General features: G+C 68.6%; 22 protein-coding genes and 6 pseudogenes. 17 read left to right on the top strand and 11 right to left on the bottom strand.

Annotated features, from left to right (window positions below; genetic code table 11):
- Positions 1 to 13: 13 nt before the first annotated feature.
- The gene (locus DL519_RS19170; protein ID WP_190816805.1) at positions 14 to 1,207 is read right to left on the bottom strand and encodes a sensor histidine kinase; all 1,194 of its coding nucleotides are present in this window, start codon (positions 1,205 to 1,207) and stop codon (positions 14 to 16) included.
- 272 nt (positions 1,208 to 1,479) lie between these two features.
- On the opposite strand from DL519_RS19170, the gene DL519_RS46825 reads away from it, so the two are divergent.
- Positions 1,480 to 2,118: a hypothetical protein gene (locus tag DL519_RS46825; RefSeq protein WP_223839265.1), complete on the top strand. Its 639-nt coding sequence runs from the start codon at positions 1,480 to 1,482 to the stop codon at positions 2,116 to 2,118.
- 146 nt (positions 2,119 to 2,264) lie between these two features.
- On the opposite strand, the pseudogene DL519_RS46820 reads toward DL519_RS46825, so the two are convergent.
- Positions 2,265 to 2,738 (bottom strand): annotated as a pseudogene (locus tag DL519_RS46820) (MFS transporter); the annotation flags it as partial.
- A gap of 185 nt (positions 2,739 to 2,923) precedes the next feature.
- Positions 2,924 to 3,328: pseudogene (locus tag DL519_RS46815) on the bottom strand (MFS transporter); the annotation flags it as partial.
- Positions 3,329 to 3,365: 37 nt separating this feature from the next.
- On the opposite strand from DL519_RS46815, the pseudogene DL519_RS19160 reads away from it, so the two are divergent.
- From DL519_RS19160 to DL519_RS48800, 4 genes and pseudogenes are all read left to right on the top strand, one after another.
- Positions 3,366 to 3,659, top strand: a pseudogene (locus DL519_RS19160) (helix-turn-helix transcriptional regulator); the annotation flags it as partial.
- Positions 3,660 to 3,813: 154 nt separating this feature from the next.
- Positions 3,814 to 4,254 carry a DUF2871 domain-containing protein gene (locus DL519_RS19155; protein ID WP_190816802.1) on the top strand — a complete coding sequence of 147 codons (441 nt, stop codon included), beginning with the start codon at positions 3,814 to 3,816 and terminating at the stop codon, positions 4,252 to 4,254.
- Positions 4,255 to 4,479: 225 nt separating this feature from the next.
- On the top strand, positions 4,480 to 5,127 hold the full coding sequence (locus DL519_RS19150; RefSeq protein WP_223839261.1) for an MFS transporter: 648 nt from the start codon (positions 4,480 to 4,482) through the stop codon (positions 5,125 to 5,127).
- Between the two features lie 29 nt (positions 5,128 to 5,156).
- Positions 5,157 to 5,285 carry a hypothetical protein gene (locus DL519_RS48800; protein WP_263399670.1) on the top strand — a complete coding sequence of 43 codons (129 nt, stop codon included), beginning with the start codon at positions 5,157 to 5,159 and terminating at the stop codon, positions 5,283 to 5,285.
- Between the two features lie 64 nt (positions 5,286 to 5,349).
- Here the strand turns inward: DL519_RS48800 and DL519_RS19145 are convergent.
- Positions 5,350 to 6,185, bottom strand: a pseudogene (locus DL519_RS19145) (transposase family protein).
- Between DL519_RS19145 and DL519_RS19140 the strand changes: the two are divergent.
- Positions 6,067 to 6,471 (top strand): annotated as a pseudogene (locus tag DL519_RS19140) (hypothetical protein); the annotation flags it as partial. The pseudogenes DL519_RS19145 and DL519_RS19140 sit on opposite strands and share 119 nt — an antisense overlap.
- A 72-nt stretch (positions 6,472 to 6,543) precedes the next feature.
- On the opposite strand, the gene ligD reads toward DL519_RS19140, so the two are convergent.
- Entirely contained in the window at positions 6,544 to 7,542 is a 999-nt protein-coding gene (ligD, locus tag DL519_RS19135; protein WP_190816800.1) for a non-homologous end-joining DNA ligase, read from the bottom strand.
- Between the two features lie 221 nt (positions 7,543 to 7,763).
- Here ligD and DL519_RS46810 point away from each other — a divergent pair, with 221 nt between their 5' ends.
- Positions 7,764 to 8,486 carry an MBL fold metallo-hydrolase gene (locus tag DL519_RS46810; RefSeq protein ID WP_223839259.1) on the top strand — a complete coding sequence of 241 codons (723 nt, stop codon included), beginning with the start codon at positions 7,764 to 7,766 and terminating at the stop codon, positions 8,484 to 8,486.
- Entirely contained in the window at positions 8,435 to 9,559 is a 1,125-nt protein-coding gene (locus DL519_RS46805; protein ID WP_223839257.1) for an alkyl/aryl-sulfatase, read from the top strand. Before DL519_RS46810 ends, DL519_RS46805 begins: the two co-directional genes overlap by 52 nt.
- A 14-nt stretch (positions 9,560 to 9,573) precedes the next feature.
- On the opposite strand, the gene DL519_RS19125 is transcribed toward DL519_RS46805, so the two are convergent.
- From DL519_RS19125 to DL519_RS19115, 3 genes and pseudogenes are all read right to left on the bottom strand, one after another.
- The gene (locus DL519_RS19125; protein ID WP_190816798.1) at positions 9,574 to 10,497 is read right to left on the bottom strand and encodes a PrsW family intramembrane metalloprotease; all 924 of its coding nucleotides are present in this window, start codon (positions 10,495 to 10,497) and stop codon (positions 9,574 to 9,576) included.
- 107 nt (positions 10,498 to 10,604) lie between these two features.
- A complete protein-coding gene (locus DL519_RS19120) occupies positions 10,605 to 11,111 on the bottom strand; it encodes a DUF1269 domain-containing protein (protein ID WP_190816796.1) in 507 nt (168 codons plus the stop codon).
- Between the two features lie 161 nt (positions 11,112 to 11,272).
- A pseudogene (locus tag DL519_RS19115) lies at positions 11,273 to 11,886 on the bottom strand (LysE family translocator).
- A 164-nt stretch (positions 11,887 to 12,050) separates the two neighbouring features.
- On the opposite strand from DL519_RS19115, the gene DL519_RS19110 reads away from it, so the two are divergent.
- The 9 genes from DL519_RS19110 (at position 12,051) to DL519_RS50175 (ending at position 21,586) form a co-directional block, all read left to right on the top strand.
- Positions 12,051 to 13,133, top strand: a complete 1,083-nt coding sequence (locus tag DL519_RS19110) for an AI-2E family transporter (protein WP_190816795.1) — start codon at positions 12,051 to 12,053, stop codon at positions 13,131 to 13,133.
- Positions 13,134 to 13,830: 697 nt separating this feature from the next.
- Positions 13,831 to 14,772 (top strand): ribokinase, encoded by a 942-nt coding sequence (locus DL519_RS19105; RefSeq protein ID WP_190816793.1) that lies wholly within the window; start codon positions 13,831 to 13,833, stop codon positions 14,770 to 14,772.
- Positions 14,765 to 15,853 carry a LacI family DNA-binding transcriptional regulator gene (locus DL519_RS19100; protein WP_223839255.1) on the top strand — a complete coding sequence of 363 codons (1,089 nt, stop codon included), beginning with the start codon at positions 14,765 to 14,767 and terminating at the stop codon, positions 15,851 to 15,853. The genes DL519_RS19105 and DL519_RS19100 overlap by 8 nt, the downstream gene beginning before the upstream one ends.
- Positions 15,850 to 17,148, top strand: coding sequence for an ABC transporter substrate-binding protein (locus tag DL519_RS19095; protein WP_190816789.1), 1,299 nt, complete (start codon positions 15,850 to 15,852; stop codon positions 17,146 to 17,148). Before DL519_RS19100 ends, DL519_RS19095 begins: the two co-directional genes overlap by 4 nt.
- A gap of 34 nt (positions 17,149 to 17,182) precedes the next feature.
- A complete protein-coding gene (locus DL519_RS19090) occupies positions 17,183 to 18,088 on the top strand; it encodes a carbohydrate ABC transporter permease (protein WP_190816787.1) in 906 nt (301 codons plus the stop codon).
- A gap of 3 nt (positions 18,089 to 18,091) precedes the next feature.
- A complete protein-coding gene (locus tag DL519_RS19085; RefSeq protein WP_190816785.1) occupies positions 18,092 to 18,946 on the top strand; it encodes a carbohydrate ABC transporter permease in 855 nt (284 codons plus the stop codon).
- A gap of 5 nt (positions 18,947 to 18,951) precedes the next feature.
- On the top strand, positions 18,952 to 19,938 hold the full coding sequence (locus DL519_RS19080; protein ID WP_190816783.1) for a nucleoside hydrolase: 987 nt from the start codon (positions 18,952 to 18,954) through the stop codon (positions 19,936 to 19,938).
- A gap of 34 nt (positions 19,939 to 19,972) precedes the next feature.
- Positions 19,973 to 21,088 (top strand): ABC transporter ATP-binding protein, encoded by a 1,116-nt coding sequence (locus DL519_RS19075; protein WP_190816781.1) that lies wholly within the window; start codon positions 19,973 to 19,975, stop codon positions 21,086 to 21,088.
- A 138-nt stretch (positions 21,089 to 21,226) separates the two neighbouring features.
- Entirely contained in the window at positions 21,227 to 21,586 is a 360-nt protein-coding gene (locus DL519_RS50175) for an endonuclease domain-containing protein (protein ID WP_190824067.1), read from the top strand.
- A 288-nt stretch (positions 21,587 to 21,874) separates the two neighbouring features.
- Here the strand turns inward: DL519_RS50175 and DL519_RS19065 are convergent, their stop codons facing one another.
- From DL519_RS19065 to DL519_RS19055, 3 genes are all read right to left on the bottom strand, one after another.
- On the bottom strand, positions 21,875 to 22,552 hold the full coding sequence (locus tag DL519_RS19065; protein WP_190816779.1) for an MBL fold metallo-hydrolase: 678 nt from the start codon (positions 22,550 to 22,552) through the stop codon (positions 21,875 to 21,877).
- Positions 22,553 to 22,601: 49 nt separating this feature from the next.
- Positions 22,602 to 23,096 (bottom strand): DUF7144 family membrane protein, encoded by a 495-nt coding sequence (locus tag DL519_RS19060; protein WP_190816777.1) that lies wholly within the window; start codon positions 23,094 to 23,096, stop codon positions 22,602 to 22,604.
- Positions 23,097 to 23,382: 286 nt separating this feature from the next.
- Positions 23,383 to 24,162: a maleylpyruvate isomerase N-terminal domain-containing protein gene (locus DL519_RS19055; protein ID WP_190816775.1), complete on the bottom strand. Its 780-nt coding sequence runs from the start codon at positions 24,160 to 24,162 to the stop codon at positions 23,383 to 23,385.
- Between the last annotated feature and the right edge of the window lie 217 nt (positions 24,163 to 24,379).

Raw genomic sequence — 24,379 nt, 5'->3', positions numbered from 1 at the left:
GATGCTTCCGGTCTCAGGCGGCGGGAAGCGTTGCGGTCACCTGGAAACCGCCATCGGGCAGGGGGCCCGAATCGAGGGCCCCGCCGGCCAGCTGCACGCGTTCGCCGAGCCCGATCAGGCCCTGCCCACCGCTGGGCAGGCTGCGCTGGAAGTCCGAGGCGGGGCGGCTGTTGCGGACCGAGACGGCCAGGCGTTCGGGTCGGTAGGTGAGCGCGACCGCGGCCTGGGAGCCGCCCGCGTGCTTGTGCACGTTGGTCAGCGCCTCCTGGATGACCCGGTACGCGGCGCGCTCGATGTGGTCGGGCAGCTGCCTGCGTTCTCCCTCGATCCGCAGTTCGGCGGCCAGCCCCGCCTTGCTGGAGGCGGAAACCAGCGCCTCGACGTCCTGCAAGGTCGGCTGGGGCGGCTCCGGTGTCTGGTCGGTGGCATCCGAGCGCAGCACGCCGATCATCTGCCGCAGTTCGTTCAGCGCGCCGCGACCGACGTCCTGGATGGTCGCGGCAGCCTGGGCCGCCTTCTCTGGATCCTTCTTCGCGAGCAGCTCCAGCGCGCCGGCGTGCACCACGACCAGACTCACTTGGTGCGCAATGGAATCGTGCATTTCGCGGGCGATGCGGGCGCGCTCATCGGCGCGGGTCCGGTCGGCGATAAGGGCCTGCTCCCGCTCGGCTCGTTCGGCGCGCTCGACCCAGTGGGCCAGCCACGCGCGACGACTGGCCATGTAAAGCCCTACGACCACGGGGAACAGGGTGAAGAGCGCGTAGATGGCGAAGAACAAGAAGGAGGTCCGAGTGTCGAACACGAAGTACCAGCGCAGCACGACGCTCATCGCCGCGGTGCTCCAGATCTGCCAGTGCTTCCGGCCGTACGCCCCCAATGCGTACAACGCGACCAGAGTGCCCCAGAAATGCACAGTCACGAGGTACGCGGCCACCGCGACCACGGTGACGGCGGCCGGGAACCGCCGCATCGCCAGCAGGGCAAGCGAACCCGCGAGCGCCGCCGCCAGCGGAAGGATCACGTCAAAGTTCCAGCCAGGCTGGTTCTGCAGGATGTCCCACACCGAGACCAGTAAGACGATTCCGCTGATGGCTGCCAGGATCATCCACCTCGGCACGCGCGTCAGCCAGGCCGGTCGGGTGCCCAGGAAGTACGCCGGCTCGTCCGGGTCGAACCTACCCGGCAGGTTCGCGATCAGTTTTCGCATTGCCACACCAGGAAGACTATGGGAAAGGCGCGCGGACCGAATTAGCCTGCGGTCGTAGTACCTGGGTATGACACCGCCCCGCCGGCCGCGGAGTACTTGCGATCCGGGAATGATCACGGGATCGAACTCGCGGGCGACGCCCGCGCAGTGGCGCGCGCCATAGCTTTGTCGCATGGTCCACGCGAACGAAAGTCCAACAGCAGCGCCGCCCGGTGCTGTCGAGATGTCCGGCGCGCACGCGGCGCAGCCGTGCCCCACCCGCCAGAAAACGCTTGCACGGCGTCGACCTGGCCCGTGTCCTGGCTGTGCTGGGCATGTTCGTCACGCACATCGGGCCGGCGGCGCTGATGCCTTCGGCGGGTACCGCTGCGGCGGTGCTGGCCGGGCTCAGCGACGGGCATGCGTCGATCCTGTTTGTCACGCTGGCCGGGCTGTCGCTCGGGCTGCTCACCGGAGGCAGAACTCCGCACGGCGGCGTGGCGCTGCGGCGGGATCGCGTCCGGATCGCGGTGCGGGCAGTGATCCTGTTCGTGCTCGGCATGGGGTTGACCCTCGGCGCCCCTATCATGGTGATCCTGTCGTTCTACGCGGTCTACGTCGTGCTGGCGCTGCCGGTGCTGCGCGTGTCGCCGGGCGTCCTAGCTAGCGGCGCTCGCCGGGGCGTGGGCGCTTCTCGCGCCACAGGTCTCGTTCCGCCTCCGCAGCCAGGTCGGGAGTCAGGAAAGCGAGGTGCGACGGAGCCCGCCGGGAGTGCACCCAGCGGGCTCCGCCCATGGCGTGGTCAGGCCGCCGGTTCGCCCGCAGGCTGGGCAGGTTCCGGCTGGGCGGTTCGCGCGGGGCGCAGGGTGAAGAAGGCGATGACGAGACCGGCGAACACGAAGCCGGCGGAGAGGAGGAAAGCCGTGCTGTAGCCGTCCCGCAGCGCCGAAACCGCATCGGAACCGGCCTGGAGCCGGGAACCGGTGCGGCTGGCCGCGAGGGTGGCCAAGGTCGCGAGCCCGACGGCGGCCCCGGCCTGCTGGGCGGTGTTGTTGAGCCCGGAGGCCAGCCTGGCGTCGCTCGGGGCGGCGCCAGACATGGCCATCGTGATGACGGACGGCACCGCGAGTCCCATCCCGGCGCCCATCAGGAGCAGGGGCGGCAGCACGTCCACGGCGTAGACACCGTCAACCGGGGCGCGGCTCAGCAACGCCAACCCGGTGCCCAGCGCGAACAGGCCGGTGAAGAGCACCTTGCGGGCACCGAACCGGTTGGTGAGCCGGGCCGCGAGGAACAGCGAGGTGGTGCCGAGCGTCAACGGTGCCGGGATGAAGGCAAGGCCGGTCTGCAGCGAGTCGAAGCCCAGCACCCGCTGCAGGTACAGCGCGTTGAGGAACTGGAATCCGAAACCTGCCGCGAAGACCAGCACCACGACGACGTTGGCGGCCGAGAGCTGCCGGTCCCGGAAGATCCGTACGGCAGCAGCGGCGTGGCGGTCTTCGCCTGGCGCACCAGGAAAGCGGCCAGCAGGGCGACCGAGGCCACGGCGCAACCGAGCGTCGTTCCGGCGCTGCTGGTCGGCTCGGCCAGCTGCACGATCGCGTACACGCCCAGCGACAGCCCGGCGGTCACCAGGAACGCGCCCAGCAGGTCGGCGCCACGGCCGAAACCGAGGCCGCGGTCGTCGGCCAGCACGCGGACCGCCAGCGCGAGCGTCGCGGCTCCGATCGGCACGTTCACCAGGAAGGCGCCTTCCCAGCCCAGGGTTTGCGTGATGGCACCACCGGCGATGAGCCCGATGGCGCCGCCACCGGCGGAGACGAAGCTGTAGATGCCCATCGCCCTGGCCTGCTCGCCGGGCTGCGGGTAGAGCCCCGCGATCATGCCGAGGATCACCGCGGACGCCAGCGCGCCGCCGACGCCCTGCGCGAACCGCCCTGCGATTAGCATCGCAGGGTCGAACGCCAACCCGCACAACACCGACGCGGCGGTGAAGACGATCAGCCCGGTCAGGAACACCTTCTTGCCGCCGATCAGGTCGCCCAGCCGACCGGACAGCAACAGCAGCCCGGCGAAGGCGATCAGGTAGGCGTTCACCACCCAGGCGAGACCGGACGCCGAGAAACCGAGATCGTCCTGCATGGACGGCAGGGCGATGGTGACGACAGTGCCGTCCGAGGAACCGGCCCACCAGTGGACGGTCGAGGAGCTCGGCGCGAGGATCGGGATGTCGCGGGCGACCTTCTCCCGCCGCTTCACGGCACTGGTCGGCGAGCCGCCGCTGACCTACCTGACCCGGTGGCGGATGATCACCGCCGCCCGCCGGCTGCGCGAAACCGACGCGGCGCTGTCGGCGATCGCCAAAGAGGTCGGCTACGCCTCGGAATACGCCTTCGCTAAGGCCTTCAAGCGGGCCCACGGCACGGCCCCGGGCCACTACCGCCGCCACCAGCTCACCCCCGTCGTCGAGTGAGCCCACCTGCCGGCTCCGCGCATCGTTCGAACGGTTGATTTCCCGGTGCACCGTTCGATTCCGGAGGGCCAACCCGCGGTGCGATGTGCCGCGCGGCGGCTGCGGCCAAAGTCGGTGTCGGCGGAACCCCGTTCTGGAAGGAAGCGCGACGGCGATGAAGAAGCTGTACTGGTCGGCACTGATCTACATGATCCTCGGGCTGGCCGCGGGCCTGTACTACCGCGAGTTCACCAAGGCGCTGGACTTCACCGGCGACACCGAGCTGTCGGGGCTGCACACCCACCTGCTCGCGCTGGGCATGCTGTTCTTCCTGGTGGTGCTGGCGCTGGACAAGGCGTTCGCGCTGTCCGGGAACAAGTTGTTCACGCTGTTCTTCTGGTTCTACAACTCCGGCCTGGCCCTCACCACCGCGATGATGCTGGTGCACGGCACGTTGACGGTGCTGGGCGAGGAGAGTTCCGCCGCGATCTCCGGGATCGCCGGCCTCGGCCACATCCTGATCACGCTCGGCCTGATCCACCTGTTCCTGTCGCTGCGCAAGAGCCTTCCAGGCGCGAAGGAGGAGTCCGAGGAGCGAACCGAAGCGCTCCGGTGACCAGCACCGAGCAGGGGAGTGCGGCGGTCGGGTCGCCGCGTAAGTGGCTGGCGCTGGCGGTGCTCGCCACCGGTCTGTCGATGATCGTCGTCGACGGCACCATCGTCGGCGTGGCTCTCCCGGTCATCATCGGTGGCCTGTCGCTGGACCTCAGCGACGCGCAGTGGATCAACAGCCTGTACTCGGTGGTGTTCGCGGCTCTGCTGCTGCCCGCGGGAAGCCTCGGTGACCGGGCTGCTCGCGCTCGCCCCGTTCGTCGCCTGGGAGCGCCACCGCGACCGCATCGGCCGCTCGGCGATCCTGGACCTGGGTCTGTTCGGTGTAACGACCTTCCGGTGGGGCAACCTCATGGCGCTGGCCGTGGCGGTCGGCGAGTTCGGGCTGCTGTTCGTGCTCCCGCTGTTCCTGGTGAACGTCCTGGCCCTGAGCACCATGTCGGCCGGGCTGGTGCCGGCCGCGATGGCGGTGGGAGCGTCCGTGTCGGGCGCAGCCGCGCGGCACCTCGCCGCCAAGCGAAGCCCGTCCGGGGCCGTCGTGGTCGGCCTGCTGCTGGAGCTCGTGGGTGTCCTCGCGATCGCGTTCGTCGTCGGACCGGCCATCTCCCCTTGGCTGCTCGCGCTGCTGCTGGTCGGCTACGGCGCCGGTCTTGGCCTGGCGGCAGCGCAGCTGACCGGCACGACGCTCGCGGACATCCCGGCCGCGAAGTCCGGGCAGGGGCGGCGACCTAGAGCACGGTGCGCCAGCTCGGCGCGGCCCTGGGCACGGCCATCGCCGCGGCAATACTCGCCGGCGGCCTGTCGAGCACCGCCGAGGCCGAACTGCTCGCCGCGCATGCGCTGGCCGAAAGCACCCGGGAATCGGCCGGGGCGCTGATCGGCGAACTCCGCACCGCAGACCCCACGGTGGTTCCGGCGCTGTCCCGGGGATTCAGCGACGCCACCTGCGACACGATGCTGATCAACGGGGTTTTCCTGGTGCTGGGTCTGGTCGGAGCCTCCAGGGTGTCCACTGTGGCCACCCGGCCGAAGTAGGCGAAGTCCGCAATTTCCATTGAACCCGCCCCTTCGATTTCAATGAGGTGATCTCAGTAGGGGGTTATGCGAGTCGGCCGTGTTCGAATTGGGTGAGTACGAGTGCGGCTTTGACGATGGTGCCGATTTTGCGGGGGCTGGTGGTGAAGTGTCGTAGGGCGCGCCAACGGCCGGTGAGCAGGGCGAATCCGCGTTCGCCGAGGGCGCGCAGGCCGCGCAGCAGTTTGTTGTAGGTCTGGTTGTCGACGTCGAGTGGGCGGCCTTTGCTGGTTTTGGGGTGTTTGATCGGGGTGAGGACCCCGGCTCCGGCACCCTGGTAGCCGCCGTCGGCCAGGGTGGGCAGGTCGAGCTGGGAGTAAGCCCAGTACAGGGCGCCGAGGACGTGGTTTCAGCGGCGGTGATGTCGTGGACGGACCCGGGCTCGACGTCGGAGACCCACAGCGGGAACCCGTCCGGGTCCGTCAGTGCTTGGATGTTGCCGGCTTGTTCGCGGGTTTTCCCGGAGTACCACAGGTCGATCTCGGTGCCTTTGGTGCTGGTGGTCTTTTCGCCGAGACGGTCGGAGGAGAAGTTTTTGCCGTCCAGGATCAGATAGGCGTCGCCGTTGTCTTTGGCCCGTTGCAGGGCGTCGTGCAGATCCGGGGCCTGCGCGGCCAGCGCCTCGATGCCCTCGTCGACATACCGGTAGCCGGTCGCGCGGGCGACACCGTGATCGCGGGCCAGTTTGGTGGTGTCGGTGCGGTCGCGGAACCACCGCAGGACCAGCACAGCCTGCCAGAACGTGGTCAACGCCCGGCGCCCCTTGCGGGTCCCTTTCCGGCGGCGTTCACCGGCCAGCAGCTTGCTGAGGAAGAGCACCAGTTCACGGGGAACATCGAGTTTGGCAGAATACGTGACCACGTGGGGCCTTCCCTGGTCGAAGATCGTTTCTTGGTCGAACTTCTTCTACCAGGGACCCCACGTCCCACTCTCCCCAGGCCAGCCCTACCCGATCACACACCCATTCCGGCAGGCCGCCTTCAGCCACTTCTTACCGAGATCACCTCAATGGAAATTGCGGACCTCTGGCCGATCGGCCGATGGGGTCCGCTGCCTATTCCGAGATCTTCCGGCTGGTCGCGGAGGGGCGACGAACCGGGAGATCGCCGAACAGCTCTACATCGGCCACCGCACGGTCGAATACCACCTGCGCAACGTTTTCACCAAGCTGGGCGTCCGCTCCCGGCTCGAAATCGCGAAGCTGGTGCGGTTAGGCCGGTCAGGGCTTCTTGGCGCGGCTCGGGGCGACGCGGGGCGGCTCGTTGGGCTGCTTCGGGTACACCGGCGGCCACGGCGCGTCCTGCAGTCCGCTGGCCATGTCCCGCTGCGACTGCTCCAGCAGCGGCTCGATCGACTGCGGCTGCCGGTCGGCCCACGGGTCGCCGCGCTCCGCGACCCTGCCCGGCACCGTCGCGATGGTGAGCTCGTTGGGCTCGGTCGAGGCGAGTTCGTCCCAGCCGATCGGGGTCGACACCTGCGCCCCCAACCGGGGCCGGACGCACCACGCGCCGAAAACCGTCTTGTGCGGGGCGTTCTGGTTGAAGTCGACGAACACCCGGGAGCCCCGCTCCTCCTTCCACCACTGCGCGGTGATGAGGTCGGGGTGGCGGCGCTCCAGCTCGCGGGCCAGCGCCACTGCCGCGGCCCGCACCTCGTAGCTGTTCCAACGCGGTTGCAGCGAAACATAGATGTGCAGGCCCCGGGATCCGGACGTCTTCACGTGCGCCTCGATGCCCTGCTCGGCGAGCAGTTCCCGGGTGGCCGCGGCGGCCTCCAGCACCTGCGGGTACCGGACGCCGGGAGAGGGGTCGAGGTCGATGCGCAGCTCGTCGGCGATCTCCGGGGTGTCGGCGTGATACGGCCAGACGTGGAACCCCAGGCACCCGAGGTTCACGGCCCAGACGATGTGCGCCAGGTCGGCGGCGACGAGCGCGTCGCTGGTGGTGCCGTTCGGGGTGGCGACGACGGTGGTCTGCAACCACGGCGGGGCGGACTTCGGCACCCGCTTCTGGAAGAACGACTTGCCGCCGGCACCGTCCGGATACCGCTCCAGCAGCAGCGGCCGCCCCTGCAAGGTGCCCAGCAGCGGACCGGCGATGGCCTGGTAGTAGCGGACCAGGTCGAGCTTCGTCTCGCCGCGCTGGCTGAAGAAGACCTTGTCGGGGTGCGACACCGAAACCTCGGTGCCCCCGACGTCCAACGTGACGCCTTCGCTCATCGCCGACCCTCCACCCGTTCGGTCACGCAGCAAGCGTAGGTCGCCGATGACCCCGTCGCAGGCATGTTCGGACGCTCTTCCCCGGCCCACGGCTGCTCGCGCTGTTCGCGCTGTTCGCGATGCGGTCATACCGCCCAGCGGTTGTACTGGAAACCCGATGGTCCGGAGCGCGAGTCGGCGAAGGCACCCAGGACCCGCGCGAGGTGTTCCAGGAGTGTCCCGTGAGTGAGCTGCCCTTCTCCGATCGTGCCGATTTCGACGACGCCGACCGCGGTTTCATCGCCGCGCTGAAACCCGGCGCGGTGCAGGACGACCGTGGGCGCGGCGTGTGGAACAACGACGCGTACGACTTCCTGGCCGACGACTGCCCGGCGACGGTCGATCCCAGCCTGTGGCGGCAGTCCCAGCTGTGCGCCAAACAGGGGCTCTACGAGGTCGTTCCGGGGATCTACCAGGTCCGCGGGCTCGACCTGTCGAACATGACCCTGGTCGAGGGCGAGCGCGGGGTGATCGTGATCGACCCGCTGGTGTCGGTCGAGACGGCCGCGGCGGCGCTGGCCCTGTACCGGCAGCACCGCGGCGAGCGCCCGGTCACCGCGGTGATCTACACGCACTCCCACGTCGACCACTTCGGCGGTGTCGAAGGAGTGGTGTCCGGCGAGGTGCCGGTCCTGGCCCCGGCGGGATTCATGGCGCACGCCGTGTCGGAGAACGTCTACGCCGGCATCGCGATGGCCCGACGAGGCACCTATCAGTACGGGATGTTGCTGCCGAAGGGGCCGGACGGGCAGGTCGGCACCGGGCTGGGGCAGAACGTGTCGACGGGCCGAGTCTCGCTGATCCCGCCCACAGTGGACATCACCCGCACCGGGCAGGGGAGACGCTCGACGGGGTGCGCATCCAGTTCCAGCTCACGCCGGGCACCGAGGCACCGGCGGAGATGAACTTCTACTTCCCGGAGCACCGCGCGCTGTGCCTGGCGGAGAACGCGACCCACAACATGCACAACGTCCTCACCTTGCGCGGCGCCGAAGTCCGCGACGCCCGGATGTGGTCGCGCTACCTTACGGAGACCATCGCGCGGTACGGCGAGCACACCGACGTGGCGTTCGCCTCCCACCACTGGCCCACCTGGGGCGGAGAACGGGTCCGGAAGTTCCTGACCGAGCAGCGCGACCTCTACGCCTACCTGCACGACCAGACGCTGCGCCTGACCAACCTGGGCTACACGGGCTTGGAGATCGCCGAGCGGATCGAACTCCCCCCGGCGTTGGACAACGCCTGGCACGCGCGTGGCTACTACGGCTCGGTCAGCCACAACGTCAAGGCGGTGTACCAGCGCTACATGGGCTGGTTCGACGGCAATCCGGCCTCGCTCTGGGAGCACCCGCCGACGGAGTCGGCGAAGCGCTACGTCGAGTGCATAGGCGGCGTGGACCGCGTCGTGAAGAAGGCCCGCGAGTACGCGTCGGCGGGGGATCTGCGGTTCGCCGCGCAGCTTCTCAAGCACGCCGTGTTCGCCGAGCCGGACCACGCCGCCGCCAAGGAGCTGCTCGCGGACACCTACCAGCGGCTCGGGTTCGGCTCGGAGAACGCGACGTGGCGCAACTACTACCTCACCGGGGCGCACGAGCTCCGGAGCGGAATCGTCCCGACGCAGGTCAGCATCTCCGGCGGGATGGCCGCGGCGTTGACGGTCGAGCAGATCCTGGACTCGGTCGCGATCCGCGTCGACGGGCCGCGCGCCGCGGACATGAGGCTGGTCATCGACTGGCACGTCACGGACGTCGACGAGCACGTGCGCACCACGCTGTCCAACGGCGCGCTGAGCCAGGAGCCCGTCCGGGACGACGAACCGGCCGACCTCGCCCTCACCCTGACGAAGGCCCAGCTGCTCGGGCTGATCGCCGGTCAGGAGCCGGAAGGCATCGACTACCGGGGCGACCGCGCCACCCTCGGCCGCCTGGTCGGCCTCGTGGACGAGCCCGACCCGAACTTCCCGATCGTGACGCCCTGACCGGTCGAGCACTACTACTGCCCCGGCTCGGGCTGGGCCGTCGCAGGCGGGTACGGTGCAACGCCCTGGGCGCGGTGGCGCAGTGAGCCCAGCCAAGCCAGCCCGAGCGCGGACACGACGATCAGCCCGACCCAGTTGATAAGGGTGAAGAGGTGCGTCTGCAGAACGGTCGGCTTGGGCACGTAGCCGAGCCGGAGCAGCAGGTGCTGGCCGGGCGTTTCGGTCAGCGCCATCACGAGCAGCAGGGCGATTGCGTGCATGGAATCCCACAGCGAGTGCAGGACGACGACACCGAAGTAGGCCAGCACCACGCCGCCGGTGATGCGCCATCGGCCGTTGCGGGTGGCCGCGAACAGGGCCCCGCCGAGGATGGCCGTCCAGAGCCCGTGCCCGACCGGGGCGAGGACGCCCCGCAGGATCTCGGTCTCCACCACCTGCCACAGGGAAAGACCGTGGATGGTGATCAGCGCGTTGAAGGCGTAACCGGCGCTTTCGAAGGCGGCGAAACCGAATCCGATGGTGGCGCCGAGCACCAGCCCGTCCCGGAGGGTCCGCCGTTCCATGCCGCGCGCGATGTACATCAGCGCCAGTGCCTTGACGAGTTCCTCGATGAGCCCGACGCCGAGGTACATCCACACCGACGGCGACAGCAGGTAGGTCTCCAGCAGCGACGCGGCCAGCACGCCGAGCACGCCGCCGACGATGAACGCCTCGATGACGCGGCCCGCGGAGAAGTCGGGCGACGGGCGTTGGGTTAGCCAGACGACGAAGGTTACGGGCACCAGGAAGCTGCCCAGGAGCACGACGGTCGGCACCAGGTTCGTGTTCCCGGTCAGGCCGGTCACGACGACGGTCAGCACCCACAGCAGCAACCCGATGCCGAAGATGTGCAACCACGGGCGGTTTCGGTGCTTGGAGCGGACGTACTGGCCGGTCATTCCAGAACCCCCGGAGGTCGCGGAAGTCTCATGTGGACGGATATCGAGGTGAAAATCCCCGGAGCCCGATCGGCAGCGGGCTCCGGGGTGGCTGTCGTTCGCGCGCCTCAGCCGGCCGGTTTGGCCTCGGTGTCCTCGAACGCGTGGCGCAGCGCCGCTTCCTGTTCGTTCGACAGGTTGGTGTGGATGAGTTCGGCGTGGCCGCCCGGGAAGCGCTCCTTGATCCTGTCCAGCACCGCGTTGTCGCTGAGCAGGAACAGCGCCGAGGTGCCGGGCACCACCTTGCTCCGCGTTTCGTCGATGAAGTCGTCATCGATGCCCGCATCCGTCAACGAGCCGGCCAACGCCCCGGTCGCGGCCCCGATGGCGGCGCCGAGGATCGGCACGAAGAAGATCAACCCGAACAGCAGGCCCCAGAACATGCCGCCGAGCGCGCCGGACCCGGTCAGGTCGTGCAGCTGCCGCGTCTTCGGCTTCTTCGCCGACTCCGGCCACGTCACGGTGGCCGCGTCGTGGATGGTGATCAACTGCTCCTTCTGCAGGGCCTGCAGCTTCTGCGCCGCTTCCTCGGCGCCTTCCGGACTGTCGAACTTCCAGGCGGTCAAAGTGGCCATCGGTTCTCCTCGGACCTGAGCGATTCCACGCGGGCGTACCCAGCTCGCCCAGTAGAACCGCCCACTGGTCCCCCACGCACCCCAAACAAACCCGAAAGAGTGAGGGGGGTCGTGGGCCTTCCGGGCTGCCGACGGCAAGCCGAAGGCCCACGACCGGCGGCTCAGCGTTCGGTGAAGGCGAGTTTGGCGCCGAGGGCGACGAACGCCCCCGCGAAGGTGCGGCGTATCCAGGCCAGCACCCCCGGGACGGCTGATCACGTGGTTGCGGGCCGCCTGCGGCGAACGCGCCGCGGGCGGCGAAGACCACGAACGTCAGCAGCATGAACACGCCGCTGAGCTCGACCATCCGGAGGAACACGTTCGGCTCCGCGCTGCTCACGAACTGCGGCAGGAACGCGAAGAAGAAGATGGTGAGCTTCGGGTTGAGGATGTTCACCAGGACCCCGGAGACGATCACCTTCGCCGCCGAACGTGGCGCGGTGTCCTGCTCCACCGTGAGCGCGCCCTTGTCGCGCAGCGTGCTCCACGCCAGGTAGAGCAGGTAGGCCACGCCGAGGTACTTGATGACCTGGAACGCCATGGCGCTGGTGTGCAGCAGCGCGGCGAGCCCGGTGATGGCGGCGACCACGTGGGGGATGATCCCGAGCGTGCATCCCACGGCGGCGATGACGCCGGCCCGGGTGCCGCGGGAAAGCCCGGCGGCCAACGTGTAGTGCATGCCGGTACCCGGCGTCGCGACGACTACCAATGAAGTCAACAGGAATTCAACGCTCACGCGAGCGTTACTGCCAGCAGGCCGTCGCGGGAGGCACGACGCTCCTGCCCGCGATGAGCTTTCACTCGTTCGTGTTTCCGCGCCGTGCAATACGGCCGGGCAGCGGCTGTACTGCGAGAGGCGTTCCACGCGTCCGCCGGACCGCGGCCGGGGAGGTGGCTGGCATGAGCGGTGTCGACGACGGCGAGGTCCCGGCGAGCGCCGCGAGCGATCGACCGGGGCTCACGCTCCTCGACCACGCAAAGATCGCCTGCGTGTACCTGCTGGTCGGGGTCTTCGCGGTGCTGGCCTTCAACGTCCGCGAGATGCTGGTCCTGATCTTCCTGGGTTTCTTCCTGGCGCTCGGTGTGGAACCGGTCGTCGCGTGGCTGCACCGGCACGGTTGGCGGCGCGGGTTGGCGCTACTGGTGCTGGTCCTGGGGTTCGTGCTGGTGGTCGGCGCGTTGGTGCTGCTCGCGGTGGTGCCCGCCGTGGGCCAGATCGGGCGGCTCGCCGCGCACATCCCGGAATACCTCTCCAGCATCGGCACGAAGTTCGGCGGCGGCACCGAGCTGCGAAAGCACCTCGACGACCCGAGCGTTCAGGAGCAGCTGAAGAACACCGTCAGCGCCATCTCGAACGTGGTGACGAGCACCCTGGCGGCAGGATTCGCCGCGATCGGAGCCTTCCTGGGCGGTATCTTCGCCGCCTGCACCGCGGGGGCGCTGATGGTCTACTTCTCCCTCTCGATGCCCCGGATCGCCGCCGCCGTGCAGCGCGGTGCGGTCGGACACCCGGGCCGGGCCGAGGCGCTGCACGCCGCGATGGGCCGCGTCGGCGGCTACGTCACCGGGCAAGCCGGGGTCTGCCTATGCGCCGGGATCGCCTCGTACCTGTTCTTCCTCATCGCCGGCGTGCCCTACCCGGTGCTGCTGGCGCTGGTCGTCGCGGTGCTCGACGCGATACCGCAGGTCGGAGCCACGCTGGCGTCGTTGGTGGGGATTTTCGTTGCCCTGAGCCAAAGCCTCTGGCTGGCGGTGGCGACGCTGATCTTCTTCTGCCTGTACCAGATGGTGGAGAACTACCTGATCGCGCCGCGCATCTTCGCCAAGACGGTGGAGCTGAGCCCCCTCGGCGCGTTCCTCGCGATCCTGCTCGGTGCCGCGCTGGCCGGGGTCCTCGGCGCGCTGACGGCGCTGCCCATCGCGGCTGCCCTGAAGGTCCTGATCCGCCAGTACCGGGCCGAACACCCGGCAGGATCCCCGTGAGCCTTCCGGGCTGCCCGAAAGGCTCACGGGAGCGGCTTCAGCCCGCTACCAGTATCGTTGATCTTTGTGCGGGGCGAAGGCAGAGCGCGGAAGCTCCGAAACTGCTGGGACGGACACAGCCCGGCACTCGCCGCCGGACCGGCGGAGCGACAAAACGCCTGTGGAGCGAACGTAAGACCCGCTCGTTGAGTGGGCTGATCGCTGGGAAGCAGGAACCCACCGAGGTGACCTGAAGTGTGCGGAGTTCCGTGCCTTCAGGCGCGGTAGGAATCATCGGCGTTCACGCCGGTGAGGAGGTCAAGAAGCTGGGCACGTGGCCGTGATCGTTGTCGGAACCGCGAGGGCGGAAACCGCTAGCTAGACGGTTCGGTGGATCGAGCTCGTCGTTGACCAGGCCGCCGCCGTTCGCCGGCTCCTCATCTCCGACGCTCGCATCGAGGCCCTGGTCGGGCCGGCAGTTCGTCGTCGGCACGCCGGCCCGCGCACGGAACGACCTGACCCCGCGCGACACGGAGACTGTCGCTGGTACGGACGGCCGCGTGTGCGACTTCAGCGCCGGTGTTCGGTAGGGCGTTCTGTGGCGATGGAGTGGGCATCTTGCACTGTCAAGAATGTGATGCGCGTCACCTTGTATTCGAATCTACGCGCGTAGAACATCTGTCTATCCGCGTAGACCCCTAACAAAGGTGTTGGACTCGTGCAGCAAGACGGTGTTGTCGTGATCGGGTCGATCCACGAAGACCGCTTCGCTTATGTAGGCCGGTTGCCGGCGCCTGGCGAGACGGTGCTGGCCGGGACGTGCGAGCTGGGGATCGGCGGCAAGGGCGCTAATCAGGCGATCGTTGCGGCCCGGCTGGGAGCTGAGGTATCGCTGATCGCGATGGTCGGGCCGGATGCGGCGGGTTCGGTGGCCGTGGCCGAACTGGCTGCTCAGGCGGTATCGGTCGAACACGTCGGCCGGACGACGGGTACTCCGACCGGGCAGGCTTCGATCACGGTCGATGCTGCTGGCGAGAACGTCATCGTGGTTCACTCGGGGGCGAATCGGGATCTCACACCCGCGGTGGTGGAGAGGGAGCTCGCGCAGCTTGCCGGAGATCGGTCCCTGATCATCGTGTGTCAGTGCGAGGTGCCCCCCGACACCGTCGCCGCTGCCGCTGCCGCTGCCGGTGGACGCCACCGTTTCTTGCTCAATCTTGCGCCTTGCGTGCCGGTCGACACCAGCACGCTGGAACGCGCGGATCCGTTGGTGGTCAACCGGGTGGAGGCGCGTCAACTGGCCGAGCAACTCGGTGTCGCGCGTGGAAACGTCGAGCCGCGGGAGCTGGCTGGGAGCCTGCGACGGTTCGCCAGCAGCGTCGTCATCACCCTGGGGGCCGAGGGTGCGCTCGTCGCCGATGGCGAGGGCGTCGAGCTGGTCCCCGCAGGCCGTCCGTCGGCGGTGGTCGACACGACCGGCGCGGGCGACGCCTTCGTTGGTGCCGTGGCCGCGCATCTGGCCGAGGGCTTCTGCCTGCGTGACGCCGTCCGGGCCGGCTGTGCTGCGGGCGCCGTTGCGGTCTCGCGCCGGGGTGCCATCGAGTCCTACCCGACCGCAACGGAGCTGGAAGAGTTCACTGCGGGGGCCTTGCATGGGTAGGCGAGGTCGCGTTACCCGAGAGGACGTGGCTCGCGCGGCGGGCACGTCGACCGCAGTGGTCAGCTACGTGCTCAACGAGGGATCGAGGCCCATCTCCCCGGCCACGCGCGAGAAGGTATTGCGCGCGATGGAGGAAGTGGGCTACCGGCCCAACGGCATTGCCCGCGCGCTGGCGTCGGGGTCGACCCGCACTCTTGGTCTGGTTGTCCCCGAACTCGGCAATCAGTTCTTCGCGGCTCTGGCGAACGCGCTGGAGGCCGAGGCTTCCCGGCACGGGCTGGTTCTGCTGCTCGGGGACTCGGCAGAGAGCGTTGACCGCGAGCGGAGTCTCGTGGAGACTTTCTCGGCGCGTCAGGTCGACGGACTGATCTATGTCGGGGTGGGCGCCCACGACGCCGTCGAGATCGCTACGTCGGCGCGCATTCCGGTGGTGGTCCTTGACCGGGTCGCCGACGACGAGCGCGCGGCCTCGGTCGTGATCGACAACGTGGAAGGCGCCGCCGGTGCTACCCGGCACCTGCTCGAGCACGGCCGACGTGATGTCGGTGCCATCTTGGGGCCATCGGAAGTTCCGACCTCACTAGCGCGATTTTTCGGCTGGCGAAAAGCATTCGAGGAAGCTGGGCTGCGCCCGGACGACAGATTTCTGCAGTGGGCGCCGTTCAGCAAGGAGGGCGGGTACCGCGCGGGGCTCTCGTTGCTCGGGGCCGAGGTGGTCCCCGATGCGCTGTTCGTGGCGAGCGAGGACCAGGCGCTCGGCCTGCTTTGCGCAGCGGCCGAACTCGGCGTCTCGGTACCCGGCTCGCTCGCGGTGGTCAGCTTCGACGGGACCGAGGCATCGCGCTACTCGGTGCCGCCGCTGACGACCGTCGCGCCGAGGTTCGACGAGATCGCGCGCCGGACGATCGACTTGTTGCGTGCCGCGCCCGATGCGGCGCCGCGTGCCGAAACCTGTGCGGCCGACCTGGTGCTGCGCTCGTCCTGCGGCTGCCAGTGGCCCGCAGGTGCGCCCGACCGAGCCGGCCCCCCTGATTCGACCGAACATCCTGCGCCTTCCGATGACGAAAGGTCACACCTGTGACATCTCGAATCCTGCGCCGCATCGCCGCGGCGGTGGTGGGGCTGGTCGCCGTCGCCGGATGCGCGGCCGCCCCACAGGGCAACGAACCCGAGACCATCAGCTTTCTCAACCCTCACCCCGGCGCCTATGACGCCGTCATCGCCGAGTTCGAACGACGAAACCCCGACATCCGGGTGGAACAGCAGAGCGTGCCGTTCGACCAGCTGGTCTCCCAGACCCAGGCGCGGCTCGCCTCCGGCGACACGAGCATCGACGTGGTCTCGGTCGACCCGCCGCGGCTCGCCGGTATGGTCGCCCAAGGATTCCTGACCGACGAGAGCGCCGCGCGCCCCGAGCTCGAAGCGGAGGTCAGCGCGGTCGGGATCAACTCGGTGACCGTCGACGGCAAGCCGCGGGCCTACCCGTTGTGGACCAGCGACAACTTCCTGCTCTACAACCGCGATGCCCTGGCCAAGGCAGGGGTCGCGATCCCGGGACCGAAGGCACCGGACCGACTCACCTGGGAGCAGGTGCTGGCCGGTGCGCAGCGTGTTGTCGACTCCGGCGCCGCCCGGTACGGCTTCGGCATCGACCAAGTCGACCGCTACTACTCGATGCAGCCGATCCTGATGTCCATGGGCGCCGGAGCCGGGCTCGAAGGTCCGGACAACCTCGCCGCGGCGGTCAACACCGACGCGTGGAAACGGTTCGGGCACTGGTACGGAAGCCTGTACTCCGAAGGACTCGCGCCCCGCGGTGTCGAACCCAGCCAGATGGCGGATCTGTTCGTGTCCGGGCAGGTGGCGTTCTACCTCACCGGAGCTTCCAGCATCAGCAAGATCGCCAAGAGCGGCCTCGCCGGTCGCTGGGGGATCGCGCCCGTGCCCAACTTCCAGGGCGGGCCGATCGTGACGCCTACCGACTCCTGGGGCGTCGGGATCAGCGCGTTCAGCGAGAAGCAAGACGCTGCACGCCGGTTCGCGCAGTTCGTGACCCTCGACCCGGCCGGTTCGGCTCTGGCCTCGCAGAAGCTCAACCTGCCTCCGGTCAACAAGGCCGCATTCCCGGCCTATCTGAAATATCTGGCGAAGGTGGCCCCCGACGCGACCGCCTCGGTCGGTGATCTGCTCGCCACGGACGCCCGATATGCCCAGCGCCGGCCGATCAGCGTCGGATACGTGCAGTTCGAGACCACGATGAACAAGGCGTTCACCGACATCCGCAAAGGCGGCGACGTCAACGCGGTGCTCGACACCGCGCAGAACACCCTGACCCGTCAGCTCTCCCGGCAGCGCGAGATCGCTGGCGACCGCTGAGCGCCATCAGCACACACCCGACAGGAGCCTCAGCGTGGCTACTCCACTTCTGGAACGCAGCGTCGAAAGCGACGCGATCGTACGTCGCCGTCGTCGGACCTCACGCGAAGTCTGGTGGTGGGCAACGGCTTTCCTCGCCCCCGCCGTAATCGCCCTGCTCGCTCTCCGGATCCTTCCCACCCTCTCCGCGATCGGCGATGCGATCCCGTTCGGGACCGGGCGGTCCCTGCTGTCCAACTTCACCTACATCTGGACTGACCCGGCTTTCCTCGGCTCACTGCGCGTGACGCTGCTGTTCAGCCTCATCGTGAACCCCCTGCAGATCGCACTCGCCTTGGTCCTGGCTGTGCTGCTGACGAAAAAGGTTCCGGGCATCGGGCTGTGGCGCACGTTAATCCTGTTGCCGATCGCCGTGCCGCAGGCGGTGTCAGCGATCATCTGGCTGGTACTGCTCCGACCCGACGGCCCCCTGAACGCGATCGCGAATGCGGTTGGCCTGCCGTCGGTTCCGTGGCTGGTCAGCCCGAACTTCGCACTCGCCTCGATCGTGATCGTCTGCTCGTGGATCGGAGTGGGCTACTGGATGACCTTCCTGGTCACCGGAATCCGCGACATCCCGACCTCGCTCTACGAAGCGTCGTCGATCGATGGGGCCAACGCCTGGCAGCAGTTCTGGTCGATCACCCTTCCAGGGCTGCGCCGTCCGCTGTTGTTCGTGCTGGTCGCCGACACCGTCTCCAACCTCCTGGTGTTCGCGCCGGTCCGGCTACTCACCCAGGGTGGGCCGCAGGGCTCGACCAACTTGATCATGCACGACATCTTCGAACGGGCCTACACCCTCGGCGATACCCAGGCCGCTTCCGCCGGAACGATCGTGTTGGTCGCGATCGTGATCGTGGTCGTCGGCATCCAGTTCCGCCTGCTGCCCGGAAAGGACTGACTCGTGTCCGAGACCTCCACTCTGCGACGCGAGCGACGCTCCGGCCGTAGAACCCTCGTCCTCGTTCTCCCGATCGCGTTCGTGTCCATCGCCCCGCTGCTGTGGGCATTGATCTCGTCGCTGCGTCCCGGTGACGAGATCTTCGCCCACCTCTCGCCGCTGACCTGGCGCACTTTCGTGCCGGAGTCGATGTCGCTGGACAACTACCTGGCCGTGCTGAGCGGCCCGTTCGCGCTGGCGCTGGTCAACTCGGTGATCGTGGCGTTCTTCAGCGTCACCATCGGTCTGTTCGTGGCCGCCATGGCAGGCTTCGCCCTGGCCACGCTGAACTTCCCGGGTCGGGGTGTTGTGTTCGCCCTGATGGTCGTCAGCTTCCTGGTCCCGTTCGAGGCGATCGCGATCCCGCTGTCGGCCTCATTCCGCGATTGGGGGCTGGCCAACACCTACGCCGGGCTGATCCTGCCCGCGGTCGGAAACGGGTTGTCGATCTTCCTGCTTCGACAGTTCTTCCTCGGGATACCGCTCTCGCTCTCGGAGGCGGCACGTCTGGACGGGCTCTCCTGGTTCGGGGTGTTCTGGCGCATCTACCTGCCGCTGTCCAAGGCTCCGCTGGTCGGGGCCGGCCTCATCCTCTTCGTCTTCCAGTGGCAGTCGTTCCTGTGGCCGCTGCTGATCGCCCCGGCTCCGTCCGTGCGGGTGGCGCCGGTCGCCATCGCCGACTTCGCTCAAGAACAGGGTGTCGATTACGGCCAGATGTTCGCTGGCGCGATCCTCGCCGCCGCCATCCCGCTGATCCTGCTGCTGCTCTTCCAGCGGCAGTTCACGAACTCTCTCGCCTCTTCGGGCAGCAAGGAGTGACCACCGTGCCCACCAAGGTCATCATCGACTGCGATCCAGGTAACGGCGTGCCCGCCACCGACATCGACGACGCGCTCGCCCTCGGGCTCGCGCTAGCTGCTCCGGGGTTGGACCTGCAGGCGGTCACGATCGTCGACGGGAATGCCCCTCGTGACGTCGGATACGCCGCGGCCCGCACGCTGCTCGACGTCGCCGACGCCGCGACGATCCCCGTGCACACCGGGGCGAGCCATGCCTTGCTCGAACCACCCGGACCGTGGCACCGCCGCCGCGCAGCGCGTCACTCACCCGAAGTGCGGGAACTGTGGGAGGCGGTGCCACGGCCGGACCAGCACGACCCCGGACACCGACACGACGCGGCCGCGGAAATCGCCGCCAGAATCGCCGCAGCGCCGGGTGAGATCACGCTGGTCGCCATCGGACCACTCACCAACGTGGCCCAAGCGCTCACCCTGCACCCCGGGCTGGCCGCTGACGTCGCCCGAATCGTGATCATGGGTGGGGCCTTCAACGTGCCCGGCTACCTGCAAGAACTGAACTTCGGGATGGACCCGGAGGCGGCGCGCACGGTAATCGCGAGCGGAGCCCCGATCACCCTGGTCCCGCTCGACGTCACCTCCACCACCTCGCTGCGGTTGACCGATCTCGATCGCCTCACCAGCCACGACAACGCCATGGCCGGATACCTCGCTCGCATCACCGAACCCTGGATCCGCTACGTCGGACAATCCCGCGGTATCGACGGCTGCCGCCTGCACGATCCCCTCGCCCTGGCCCTGCTTCTCGACGATGACCTCGTCGAAACCGAAGAGCAGGTGGTCGACGTCCAGCTCGACGGGTTGAGCCGTGGTCGGCCGATCGGCTGGCGCCCGGGCTCGCTCTTCCTGCACGCCGGTCTGAACGTCCCGGACCGCGCACCGATCCGGGTGGTCACCGGCGTCGACAACACGCGTCTGGTCGACCTGCTGATCCGCACGCTCACCCGGTCCTGACCGACCGAACCACGCCAGAAAGGAAGGTGGTCCCATGGCCGAGGTCTGCTACCGCAACGCCTCCCGGATCTACCCGGGAACCCCGCCGGTCCGCGCAGTGGATCAGCTGGAACTCGACATCGCCGACGGCGAGTTCCTCGTCCTCGTCGGCCCCTCGGGCTCGGGCAAGTCCACCGCGCTGCGGATGCTCGCCGGGCTGGAGGACGTCGACGAGGGCGCCATCCGCATCGGAGACCAGGACGTCACCGAACTGGCGCCCAAGGACCGCGACATCGCGATGGTCTTCCAGAACTACGCGCTCTACCCCCACATGACGGTCGCCCAGAACATGGGCTTCGCGCTGAAGCTGGCCAAGGTGTCGAAATCCGAGGTGCGACGCCGGGTCGAGGAAGCCGCCGGGCTGCTGGACCTGACCCGCTACCTGGACCGCTTGCCGAAGGCGCTATCCGGCGGGCAGCGCCAGCGTGTGGCGATGGGACGCGCCATCGTGCGTGAGCCGGCCGTCTTCCTGATGGACGAGCCGCTGTCCAACCTCGACGCCAAGCTCCGCGTCGAGACCCGCGCGAACATCGCCGCGCTCCAGCAACGCCTTTGCACCACCACGGTCTACGTCACCCACGATCAGGTCGAAGCGATGACCATGGGGGATCGGGTCGCGGTGCTGCGTGACGGGCTCCTGCAACAGTGCGCCGCACCACGCGAGCTCTACGACAACCCCGTGAACTCCTTCGTCGCTGGATTCATCGGCTCGCCGGCGATGAACCTGTTCTCCGCCACCCTCACCGCCGACGGCGCCCGGTTCGGCGAAGCCCCCATCCCACTGAGCCGCCAGGTACTCTCCCGCGCCGCAGCCCTCGGACTCACCGAGGTCCTCGTAGGCGTCCGACCAGAGAACCTCACTCCGGCGGGACCTGACGAGAACGGCATCGAGCTCACCGTTCAGCTCGTCGAAGAGCTCGGCGCAGACTCCTTCGTCTACGGCCAGCCCAACGCTGATCCCGACGGCAAGCGACTGGTCATGCGTGTCGAAGGACACCTCGGTGCTCGCACCGGCAGCACGATCCGCGCCGGGATCCGGGACCAGCGAGCGGTGCACGTGTTCGACCCGACCAGCGGTAACCGGCTCGCCGCCGCCAGTACTACTTCCTAGTACTCCAACCGGTGCGCCCAGTGATCAGGAGGTGATCGTCCAGCGATCATGACTTGATCAGAAGCTCGTCGTCGCTTGCCGGTGTAAGTCCGGTCCGGGTAGCTACCAGGAGGCCCGGTAGCAGGCTGGCGGCTTGGTCTGGAAACGGGCCGGGTCGAAGCTCAGCGTCGAATCTGCGGTGGCGGGCAAGCCTGTGTACTTGACCACTGTCACCGCACCGGCCTGGAGCGCGGTCTGCTGTGCCACGGCTGCAACGTGCGCGAAGGGGTGCGGCCGGAACCAACGTTTCAGCAGTATCGCGCACGTCCTCCCGCCATCATCGTCGGATACACGACGCCTTACCACGCAATCGTCGAACACCGCTACGCAGAGGCGGAGGAATGGGTGCTTGCCGCTCTGGGGCCGGTTCCGGGCGCGATCGTGCTGCGGCAGCACAGTATCTCGCCGATGCGGCAGATCTCTCGCCGCCGGGGCCGTCGTGGTCGGATAACGCGCTGAACGGGATCGGACTCTGAGCTGATCCTCGAACGAGCCGAGCCCCGGCCGACGATGGCCGGGGCTCAACTGCGCACCTGAGGTTGTCAGGCTGCCGGGGCGTCGTCCTCGGCGCCTTCTTGCTCGTCGTATTCCTCACTGTTCCAATCAAGCTGAGAGTTGAACTCGGCCCAGTGGTAGGCCCACGCGCCACGGCGGGGCTCCGTCCCGTCGAGGCCCCGTTTGTGTTGCCCTACAACGACAAACGGGGCCGCCTGATGTTCAGGCGGCCCCGTTTGGGAACTTCTCGGCTTACCAGCCGCGTTCGCGCCACTCCGCGAGCTTCGGCCGTTCGGTGCCGAGTGTGGAGTCATCCCCGTGGCCCGGATAGAACCAGGTGTCGTCGGGAAGCTCGTTGAACACCCGCGACTCCAGGTCGTCCATCAGGCTCGTGAAGTCCTCCGCACTTGTTGTCCGTCCAGGACCGCCGGGGAACAGGGAGTCGCCGGTGAACAGGTGCGGGTGCCCGTTCGGGTCGCGGTACAGCAGGGCGATCGAACCCGGCGTGTGGCCGCGCAGGTGGATCATCGACAGCTGGGATTCGCCGACGTCGATGGTGTCGCCGTGCTCGATCAGGCGGTCCGGCGGCACCGGCAGCGCCTCGGCGTCGGCCGGGTGCGCCAGCGTGAAGCACCCCGTCTGGCCGGCGACCGCGCCGAGGGCCTGCCAGTGGTCGGCGTGCTGGTGGGTGGTCACGATGGTGCGCAGGCGCGGGCGCTGCGCGTCGTGGCCGAGCAGGTCGGCCAGCCGCTCCGAGTCGTTGGCGGCGTCGATCAGCAGCGCGTCACCGGTGCGGCGGCACACCAGCAGGTACGCGTTGTTGTCCATCGGGCCGACCGAGATCTTGGTGATGGTCAGCGCGTCGAGCTCGCGCCGCGCCGGGGCGCCGCCCGGTTCGACGTGTCCGGTGTACTGTCGTTGAGGCTCCACGGGCCGAGCCTAGCGCTCCGCGCTCGCGGCCTCGGCGGATGATCGCCGGTCAGGCGGTCGCCCCCCTGGGAGGCACCATCAGGCCGTAGATCACTAGCACCGACAGCGCGATCACCAGCAGCGACCAGAGCGGGAACGCGGCGAGGAACGCCAGGTGCGCGATCGCGCTCAGCGCGGCCAGCCCGATGCCGGTCATCCGCGCCCACATCTGCCCGTACAGGCAGCCGACGCCGGCCACTACCTGCACGACGCCCAGCGCCAGCCAGAACCAGCCCCACGCGTTGAAGTCGAAGACCAGCAGCTGAGCTGTTCCGACGAGGTAGTAGGTGGGACGGAACAGCGCGGTGATCCCCCCGATGATGTTGAAGACGCCGACCATCGCGATCAGCGAGCCGGCGAACGCCATCCACCCGGACATCGAGGCAGCTGGCTGTGCAGGCGCCATCGCCCACTGCTTCTGCTGCTCAGGTGCTGTCGTCTGTTCGGGCGTTGTCGTCCCCTCGGCCTTCGCCTGGGATTCGGGCCCGGTCTGCGGACTGGACATCGTGCGCCCCCTCACGTTGCTCTATGACGTGTCCACCGCCAGAGTCGCGCTTTCGGGGCATTCGTGCAGCTCGACCGGGTGCTCAGATCGGCAGCGCCGCGGAACCGAGCAGCGCGAGCTCCCACCGTGGACGCAGCGGCAGGTCGCGGCGTGCGCCGCTGCTCCGCGTGACCACGCCCTTTTCCCGAACGTTGGCCAGCACGGCCGCGGATCGACGTTTTGCCTGGTCACGTGCCGTGTGCACCCAAGAGCGCTCGCGGTCGGTGAATCGCGGAAACGGCCGTCCTCAGAGCCAGTGCGGGAGGTTCGGGAAGTCGCCGTCCAGCCGGTCCAGGCCGGTGCGGCCCAGCAGCCAGCCGAGCATCGGGCCCGGCTCGCCGCGCACCCGGCTCGGCGGCGAGGTGGTCCCGCGCAGGTCCCAGCTCCGCCGGTGGTCGCCGAAGTCGACCTCCACCGACAGCGCCGGCACGTCCGGCCGACCGCCGAACTGCTGCACCACGTCCTCCAGCAGCTGCTCGGCGTCCGGCTGCGGGATGTCGGCGAAGTCCACGTCGTGATCGAGGTCGACCAGATGCGCCCAGACCTCCAGCAGGCGCAGGCGCAGCATGTGGTGCGCGGGCATCGGGTCGCCGACCGCGTCGGCGATCTCCGCCGTCCACGCGGTGGCCGGCAGCGCGTGGGCGGCGTGGGCGAAGCGCTCGCAGGACGCCGCCAGGTCCTCCAGCAGCAGCCGGTGGCTGCGCACCGCTCCTTCAGCGATGGCCTCGTCCCGGTCGTCGCCGCTGGCGTACATCGCGTGCTCGATCCCGGTCCGTGCCCAGATCAGCAGGTTGTGGAAGCCGTCGGCGTTGCGCGCCAGGTGCGTGATGACGTGCGCCCTGCTCCAGCCGGGCAGCAGACTGGGCTGGCGCACGGCCAGCTCGTCCAGTTCGGCGACGGTGTCCAGCAGCCGACTGCTCGCTCGCTCTACGGCGGTCAGCTGGGCGGTGATCTGGTGGGCGAGGTGCGCGGCGGCCGCCGGTTGGGCACTGCTGCGGCCACCGGTCCCGAGTGCGATGTCAGCCATGAGTGAACCTCTGCATGCAGGGGGTGTTTTCGCGACCGGTGAAGAGTCGAGCTTAATTGCGCAGGCCACAGCGGCGACAGTGCCCATTCCGGGGGAATTTGCGTATCGTCGGAGGAGCCGCGGCCGACCTGCCCGCATGTCACTCGTCCGAGTGAGTGGGTGGTTGTTGCGCGGACTGCGCGCCGCACGCGCTCCGGGTCTGTCAGGTGCCCCGAAT

Source organism: Saccharopolyspora pogona (assembly GCF_014697215.1).
In the GTDB taxonomy this organism is placed as follows: Bacteria; Actinomycetota; Actinomycetes; order Mycobacteriales; family Pseudonocardiaceae; genus Saccharopolyspora; species Saccharopolyspora hattusasensis.
This window is presented reverse-complemented; position numbering and strand designations above follow the sequence as displayed.

Bases quoted from the DNA above. Each gene is read 5' to 3' on its own strand.
- DL519_RS19170 (WP_190816805.1), bottom strand. From the start codon at position 1,207: ATGCGAAAACTGATCGCGAACCTGCCGGGTAGGTTCGACCCGGACGAG.
- DL519_RS19155 (WP_190816802.1), top strand. From the start codon at position 3,814: ATGAAGAAGCTGTACTGGTCGGCACTGATCTACATGATCCTCGGGCTG.
- ligD (WP_190816800.1), bottom strand. From the start codon at position 7,542: ATGAGCGAAGGCGTCACGTTGGACGTCGGGGGCACCGAGGTTTCGGTG.
- DL519_RS19125 (WP_190816798.1), bottom strand. From the start codon at position 10,497: ATGACCGGCCAGTACGTCCGCTCCAAGCACCGAAACCGCCCGTGGTTG.
- DL519_RS19120 (WP_190816796.1), bottom strand. From the start codon at position 11,111: ATGGCCACTTTGACCGCCTGGAAGTTCGACAGTCCGGAAGGCGCCGAG.
- DL519_RS19110 (WP_190816795.1), top strand. From the start codon at position 12,051: ATGAGCGGTGTCGACGACGGCGAGGTCCCGGCGAGCGCCGCGAGCGAT.
- DL519_RS19100 (WP_223839255.1), top strand. From the start codon at position 14,765: ATGGGTAGGCGAGGTCGCGTTACCCGAGAGGACGTGGCTCGCGCGGCG.
- DL519_RS19075 (WP_190816781.1), top strand. From the start codon at position 19,973: ATGGCCGAGGTCTGCTACCGCAACGCCTCCCGGATCTACCCGGGAACC.
- DL519_RS19060 (WP_190816777.1), bottom strand. From the start codon at position 23,096: ATGTCCAGTCCGCAGACCGGGCCCGAATCCCAGGCGAAGGCCGAGGGG.
- DL519_RS19055 (WP_190816775.1), bottom strand. From the start codon at position 24,162: ATGGCTGACATCGCACTCGGGACCGGTGGCCGCAGCAGTGCCCAACCG.